At 69.8% G+C, this 6,982-nt stretch carries 6 protein-coding genes; 5 read left to right on the top strand and 1 reads right to left on the bottom strand.

Translation table 11 applies throughout. From position 1 onward, the window contains the following. Window positions 1-200 precede the first annotated feature (200 nt). Window positions 201-818: a TetR/AcrR family transcriptional regulator gene (locus ACFWXC_RS50250; RefSeq protein WP_384490551.1), complete on the bottom strand. Its 618-nt coding sequence runs from the start codon at window positions 816-818 to the stop codon at window positions 201-203. Between the two features lie 299 nt (window positions 819-1,117). Here ACFWXC_RS50250 and ACFWXC_RS50245 point away from each other — a divergent pair, with 299 nt between their 5' ends. The 5 genes from ACFWXC_RS50245 (at window position 1,118) to ACFWXC_RS50225 (ending at window position 6,982) form a co-directional block, all read left to right on the top strand. Beyond that, the gene (locus tag ACFWXC_RS50245; RefSeq protein ID WP_384490549.1) at window positions 1,118-2,554 is read left to right on the top strand and encodes an aldehyde dehydrogenase; all 1,437 of its coding nucleotides are present in this window, start codon (window positions 1,118-1,120) and stop codon (window positions 2,552-2,554) included. 33 nt (window positions 2,555-2,587) lie between these two features. Further along, window positions 2,588-4,198 carry a GMC family oxidoreductase gene (locus ACFWXC_RS50240; protein ID WP_384490547.1) on the top strand — a complete coding sequence of 537 codons (1,611 nt, stop codon included), beginning with the start codon at window positions 2,588-2,590 and terminating at the stop codon, window positions 4,196-4,198. A gap of 183 nt (window positions 4,199-4,381) precedes the next feature. Beyond that, window positions 4,382-5,524: a PP2C family protein-serine/threonine phosphatase gene (locus ACFWXC_RS50235; protein ID WP_384490545.1), complete on the top strand. Its 1,143-nt coding sequence runs from the start codon at window positions 4,382-4,384 to the stop codon at window positions 5,522-5,524. 280 nt (window positions 5,525-5,804) lie between these two features. Then, window positions 5,805-6,710 (top strand): HipA family kinase, encoded by a 906-nt coding sequence (locus ACFWXC_RS50230; RefSeq protein WP_384490543.1) that lies wholly within the window; start codon window positions 5,805-5,807, stop codon window positions 6,708-6,710. Then, a complete protein-coding gene (locus ACFWXC_RS50225) occupies window positions 6,707-6,982 on the top strand; it encodes a SelT/SelW/SelH family protein (protein ID WP_360475128.1) in 276 nt (91 codons plus the stop codon). The genes ACFWXC_RS50230 and ACFWXC_RS50225 overlap by 4 nt, the downstream gene beginning before the upstream one ends.

Raw genomic sequence — 6,982 nt, 5'->3', positions numbered from 1 at the left:
GTGGTCGCCGACGTGGTCCGTATCGAGGACGGCAAGCTCGCCGAGCACTGGGATGTCTGGGAGGAAGAGGCGACCCGATCGGAATCCGCGGGCGGATGGCCGATGTTCGGCGACCGATTTCCCGCCGGGTAAGTCGAGCGAGCCGGGTGAGCCGGGCGACAGGCCAGGGCGCCGCCGGAGGCCACGGTCCGATTGCGCTGTCATTCTCGGGATGTCGCCGAGGCGTGCTGGGTGATGGCCTCGAAGAGGAGAAGACCCTGGTCCACCAGCTCCTCCCGTGAAATGTTCAGTACTCCGCCGAACCAGCTCAGCAGCATCTCGCTGACCGCGCCCACGACGGCCACGGACAGGGGGGCGGTGTCGATCCGGGGATCGTGAAGCTCTTCCCTCAGGAGGGAGTCCACGAGGCCGCTCATGCGCTGCAGACCCAGCCGTCGTTCGTGTGCTGTGAGGGGACCGGCACCCAGGGACTCCGCGAGTTTGACGCGCCCTTTCCTCGGGTCCTGCAGAGGGAGCCCGACGATGACGTCGATCATGTTCCGAGCCCGGTCGCGCAGCGGCTGGTCCGTGTCGATCGCCTCGGCGCATCGGGCGATCTGCTCCTCGTAGATGTCTCTGATGATCGCTGCCATGAGATCGTCGAGCGAGGTGAAGCTCTCCGTGAAGTACCTGTCCTTCAGCCCGGCGTGGCGGAGTACCGCACTGATCGACGTGTGGGCGTATCCCTGGCTGGAGAAGAGTTCGAGGCCGCTCTCCATGAGACGCCGACGGCGGAGCGATGCGCGCTGGTCCGCCGTTGCTCCGCCGTAGGTCCTCATGCTGCACCACCTCTCCGGTGTTCTACCCATCTGGTGGTGTATTACCCCAGATGGGTGTAACGTCGCATTTATTCAGTCGTGAACCGTGAAAGCGCTCCTCGCGAGGCCGATACCGGTCGCAAGGGGCGTCGCAGACGCGGCCCGCCCGCAGGTTCGACGCGCCGGGCCACCGCGTAGGAAAGTCATGACCGGCAGCGGCCTGCGTCCCGTGCTGAGCACCCCCGTGCCCGCTGGTCATCCACGTATCGAACACCACGGAGTGCCGTGGTCCCAGGGCCATGCCGTGGGGAGAGTTCACCATGGATCCCACACATCTGTTCATCGGCGGACGCTGGGTGCACGCGTCCGGCGACCGCGTCATCAACGCCGTGTCCGCCAGTACCGGCGATCACCTCGGTGCGGTACCGGACGGTTCCCAGGGCGACATCGACCGGGCGGTCAGGGCCGCTCGTGCCGCGTTCGACGCACCGGCCGGCTGGGCCTCCTGGAGCACCGAACGCCGCGCGGCCGCCATGATCCGTCTCGCGGCTGCGCTCGATGCCAGGAAGGGGGCGACGTCCGACGCCGTCAGCGCGCAGAACGGCATGCCGATCACTGTCGCCCGGTCCTTCGAAGGCGTGGTGCCGTCAGCCCTGCTGCGCTATTACGCGGCTCTGGCCGACAGCATGCCGGGCGAGGAACTGCGTACCGGACTGCCCCGCGGCACCACCCTGGTCCGCCGGGAACCCGCGGGCGTCGTAGCCGCCATCATGACCTGGAACTTCCCTCAGACCATCGCCTTCTTCAAGGTGGCCCCGGCTCTGGCGGCCGGTTGCGTGCTCGTCCTCAAACCCGCGCCGGAGACGGTCCTCGACTCGGTGCTGCTGGCGCAGGCGGTCGAGGAAGCGGGCATCCCCGACGGCGTGATCAACATCGTGCCGGGCGGCCGCGACATCGGCGCGTATCTGGTCTCCCATCCTGACGTGGACAAGGTGTCGTTCACCGGATCCACCAGGGCGGGGCGCCAAGTGGCCGCCGCCTGTGCTGAGTTGCTGCGGCCGGTGACCCTGGAACTGGGCGGCAGGTCCGCCGCCGTCGTCCTCGACGACGCCGATCTCGCCGCGAACGCGGAGCAGTTCTTCATGGCCAGTCTGCTGAACAACGGTCAGACCTGTTACGCGAGTTCCAGGATCCTGGCCCCCCGCAGCAGGTATCGGGAAGTGGTGGAGTTCTGTACGGCGATGGCCCGTGACGCCGTAGTCGGTGACGCGCTCGACCCCGGCACCCAGATCGGCCCGCTGGTCAGCCGGCGCCAGCGCGAACGCGTCCTGGGTTACATCAAGACCGGCCTCAACGAGGGGGCCCGGCTCACCACCGGAGGAGGCCGGCCGGCCGGCCTCGACCGAGGCTGGTTCGTCGAACCCACCGTGTTCGCCGACGTCGAGAACGCGTCGACCATCGCGCAGGAGGAGATCTTCGGGCCGGTCCTCACGATCACGCCCTACGACGGCGAGGACGAGGCGGTGCGCCTGGCGAACGAGTCGGTCTACGGCCTCGCCGGCACGGTCTGGACCAAGGACCTGGACCACGGTGCCCGGGTGGCCCGCCGGATCCGGACCGGCACCGTCGGGCTCAACGGCTATCTCCCCGACCTCACCTCTCCCTACGGAGGCAGGAAGGCCAGCGGACTCGGCACCGAACTGGGGCCCGAGGGGCTTCAGGCGTACCAGCAGGTCCAGTCGATCTACCACCCCTGACACGACGGCCGTTCGCCGGACGAGGGAGCGAGCATGACGTCCACCGGAACCGAAGGATTCGACTACGTCGTCGTGGGCGCCGGCAGCGCCGGTTGCGTGCTCGCCGACCGCCTGAGCCGCGACGACCGCGTCCGCGTGCTGCTCCTCGAAGCGGGCGGCCCCGACACCGACGAACTCATCCACATTCCGGCCGCGCTCGGAATGCTCTTCGGATCGCATGCCGACTGGAGCTACCGGACGGTCGAACAACCCCGGCCGGGGCGTACCTTCGCCTGGCCCCGGGGCAGGACACTGGGCGGCTCGTCATCCACCAACGTCATGATCTACACCCGGGGCAACCGGCACGACTACGACGGCTGGCGTGACGAGCACGGCGCGAAGGGCTGGGGCTACGACGACGTCCTGCCGTATTTCGTGAAGTCCGAGTCGAACCACCGCCTCGGCGAGCCCTACCACGGTTCGGACGGACCCCTGCACGTCGAGGACCGCGTCTACACCCACGAACTCTCCCAGTGCTGGCTGGACGCCTCCGTGGCGTGGGGACTGGACCCCAACGACGACTTCGCGGGTGCGTCCCCGGCCGGCGCCGGCCTCTACCAGGTGACATGCCGTCACGGGCGGCGGTGGTCCGCGGCCGACGCCTATCTCCGCCCGGCCCTCGACCGACCCAATCTCACGGTACGCACCGGCGCCATGGCAACGGGGATCACACTCGACGGATCACGCGCGGTCGGCGTCACCTACCTCCGGGACGGACAGGAGCGGGTGGTCCACGCCGACCGGGAGATCCTGCTCTGCGGCGGATCCGTCAACTCGCCCCAGCTGCTGCTCCTGTCGGGCATAGGCGATCCCGGCGAGCTGCACGACGTGGGGATAGACGTCCGTGTCCCCCTGCCGGGGGTCGGGCGGAACCTCCAGGACCATGTGATGGCTCCCCTCGTGTGGGAGACCCGCGACTCCACCGACATCGTCCGGGACCTGCTCACCCCGGACAACCTCGAACGGTGGCGCGCCCACGGCGACGGGCCCTTCGCCTCCAACTACGGCGAGGTCGGCGCCTTCCTCAACGTCACGGACGGCACCGGCCGCCCTGACGTCCAGCTGGTGGGAGGGGCCACGGCGCTCATTCTCAGTGGTGCGGAAGTACCCGACCGGCCGGTCTTCACGATGAACTGCTGCCCCCTGAACCCGCGGACCCGCGGCACCGTCCGTCTCGCGTCGGCCGATCCCCAGGCCCCACCGCTGATCGATCCCCGGTACTTCGACGTACCCGCGGACATGTCGGTCATGGTCGCCGGACTCCGAGCGGTCATGGGCATCGCCCACCAGGCACCGTTCGCCGCACACCTGGCGCGGTCGTACCTGCCGGCCGACGACGGCCCGGACCGTCTGGACGGCATGGACGGCATGGACGACGCGGCCCTCGAAGAGTACGTCCGCAGGTGGAGTGCCACGGCGTACCACCCGGTGGGCACCTGCGCCATGGGAACCGGAGCCGACTCCGTCGTCAACGCGGACCTGGAGGTCCACGGAGTCGAGCGACTCCGCGTCGTCGACGCCTCGGTCATGCCGACTGTCATCAGCGGAAACACCAACGCGCCCACGATCATGATCGCGGAGAAGGCGGCCGAGCGGATCGGGTAGCGGCGTCGCCGCCAAGGCGGCGAACCACACCGGGTGGCCGGAAGCCGGCGATCTGCCGCCGGCCACCACGACGCTGGACGCAGCCGAACGATCACCGGAGACCATGCCCGGGAATGGGAGACATGTCGGCATGTGTTGGTGCGTGATGGACGACGAGCACCGGAGCACGACGTGAGCGCTGCGATGATCACTGCATCTGTGGTGGAGACCCTGCGGACCTGGCGTCGTTCGGCGCGACCTCTGTGGCTGGTCGGTCCCCTCCTGCTGATCATCGCGATCCCGGTGGCCGACGGGTTCCTGCCGCCCGACATCCATCTCGCCCACCTCCTCGTCGTCGCCGTGGCGGTCACCGCGGTCGGCGCCGGGCCGCTCGCCACCGCGCTGATCGGGGCACTGGCGGTCGCCGCACTGGTCTTCGCCGGCCTGGAACGACGGTCACTGACCACCGAGAGCGTCCTCGTCGAACTCTCCGCCCTCCTCGCCGTCTGCGCCTTCCTCGTCCTCTTCACCCGTCTACGGGACCGGCGCGAGCGCGAGCTCGCCCGGGCGCGCTCGGTGTCCGACGCGGCACAGCGCGTCGTACTGCGGCCGCTGCCGCAGCGCGCCGGACCCGTCACTCTCGCCTCGCAGTACCGCAGCGCCGAAGCGGACGCGACCATCGGCGGCGACCTGTACGCCGCCGCCCGGATCCCCGGCGCCACGCGGCTGCTCATCGGGGACGTCCGGGGCAAGGGGCTCCCCTCCATCAGCGACACGGCGATCGTGCTGGGCGCCTTCCGCGCCGCCGCACACCGCCGGATCCCGCTGCCGGAGCTGGTCGCCTACATCGAGGACGCCGTCCGGTGGGGACTCGCGGAGTTCGCGGAGCCGACGGAGGACGCCGCCGAGCGCTTCGTGACCGCCGCCGTCATGGACATCCCGGACGACGAGCCCGTGGTGCATCTGATCAGCTGCGGGCACCCGCCACCCCTCCTGCTGCGCGGCCTCACCAGGACTGCGCTGGCACTGACGGTCCCCGAGCCGTCGCCCCCGCTCGGCCTGGACGTGTGGCCCGCCGACGCGGACTGCACGGACAGTCCCGGCGCCTGCTACGTGCCGGCGACCTTCCCGTTCGAGCACGGCGACAGGCTGGTCCTGTACACCGACGGCGTCAGCGAGGCCCGGAACGCCGACGGCGACTTCTATCCGCTCGCCGAGCGCGCCACGGCCTGGGCGGACAAGGCACCCGGTCCACTGGTCGAGCGGCTCGCCGCGGACGTCCGGGCGTACACGGGCGGCCGGCTGAACGACGACATGGCCATGATCGTCGTCCAGCGCGATGCGTAGGATTCCGGTTCGGACAACCGTTCGCCAACCCGAGGTCCCCGGGCCGAGACCGATGAGCCCCTTGCAGCCCACACCGGAAGCCGTTCCAGAGAATCGCAGCTGGTATCCGGAGCGCAAACCGCCGCCGACAGCGGCGGAGTCCGGGGTGGTGCCGGTGTGGCGGCCCGGGTGCTCCTGCCCGGCTGTCACGCTTGGTTACTATGCTCATTTCATGCCCGGATCGCAGCACGGTGGAGCAATCCGTGGAATGTGAGGAAAACGAGCGATGGGGCCTTGGAAGATGCTGAGAGAGGTTACCGCTACCCGGTACGTCGCCCCCCTGCACTCCGGTGGCTCCGTACCCGGCATCGTCGAGGCCGACGACCTCGGGACGTACGTCGTGAAGTTCACCGGCTCCGCGCAGGGCCGCAAGGCACTGGTCGCCGAGGTGATCGTGGGGGAGCTGGCGCGGGCGCTGGGACTGCGCTTCCCCGAACTGGTGCTCGTGCACTTCGACCCGGCGATCGCCGGGCACGAGCCGCACCAGGAGGTGCGCGAGCTGCACGCGGCCAGCGCCGGGGTGAACCTCGGGATGGACTTCCTGCCCGGCGCGAAGGACTTCACCCCGGAGATCGCCGAGGTCTTCCCGGTGGACCCGCTGGAGGCCGGCCGGATCATCTGGCTGGACGCGCTCACCGTCAACGTCGACCGTACGGTCCACAGCTCCAACCTCATGGTCTGGCCGACGTTCGGCACCGCACCCCCGCACCTGTGGCTCATCGACCACGGCGCCGCCCTCGTCTTCCACCACCGCTGGGACACCTCGGTACCCGAGAAGGCCTACGACTTCCGCCACCACGCCCTCGGCCGGTACGGCCCCGACACCCGGGCCGCCGACGCCGAACTCGCGCCCCGGGTGACCGAGGAGCTGCTCAGGGACACCCTCGCCGAGGTCCCGGACGCCTGGCTCACCGACTTCGGCACGCCTGAGGAGATGCGCGAGGCCTACGCCGGCTATCTGCTGGCCCGGGTCCGGTCCTCCGCACAGTGGCTTCCCACCGATTTCCCGGGCCGTGACCAGCTCGCGGCCGAGGAGGCCGCCCGCGCGGCCAGGACACAGCAAGGACGCCCGGCCTGGCTGAAGCAGGTTCCCGACCTGCACGGCAAGCCCGCGGCTCAACAGGATTGGTCGGTACACCTCGGATGAGTGACAGCCAGCGCGTCGAGATCGAATACTGCACCCAGTGCCGCTGGCTGCCCCGCGCGGCCTGGCTGGCGCAGGAACTGCTCACCACCTTCGAGGCCGAGCTGACCGAACTGGCCCTGAAGCCCGGCAAGGGCGGCATCTTCGTCGTCCGGGTGAACGACGAGGTGGTCTGGGACCGCAGGGAACAGGGTTTCCCCGAGCCCACGGCCGTGAAGCAGGCCGTACGCGACCGAGTGGCCCCGGGCAAGTCCCTGGGCCACTCGGACAAGTGA

It is taken from the genome of Streptomyces sp. NPDC058683 (assembly GCF_042716195.1).
Lineage (GTDB): Bacteria > Actinomycetota > Actinomycetes > Streptomycetales > Streptomycetaceae > Streptomyces.
The sequence above is the reverse complement of the archived record's forward strand: the minus strand, read 5'-3'. Positions and strand labels throughout refer to the sequence as shown.

Excerpts from the sequence above, each read along its gene's own strand:
- ACFWXC_RS50240 (WP_384490547.1), top strand. The coding sequence starts at position 2,588 with ATGACGTCCACCGGAACCGAAGGATTCGACTACGTCGTCGTGGGCGCC.
- ACFWXC_RS50250 (WP_384490551.1), bottom strand. The coding sequence starts at position 818 with ATGAGGACCTACGGCGGAGCAACGGCGGACCAGCGCGCATCGCTCCGC.
- ACFWXC_RS50235 (WP_384490545.1), top strand. The coding sequence starts at position 4,382 with ATGATCACTGCATCTGTGGTGGAGACCCTGCGGACCTGGCGTCGTTCG.
- ACFWXC_RS50225 (WP_360475128.1), top strand. The coding sequence starts at position 6,707 with ATGAGTGACAGCCAGCGCGTCGAGATCGAATACTGCACCCAGTGCCGC.
- ACFWXC_RS50230 (WP_384490543.1), top strand. The coding sequence starts at position 5,805 with ATGCTGAGAGAGGTTACCGCTACCCGGTACGTCGCCCCCCTGCACTCC.
- ACFWXC_RS50245 (WP_384490549.1), top strand. The coding sequence starts at position 1,118 with ATGGATCCCACACATCTGTTCATCGGCGGACGCTGGGTGCACGCGTCC.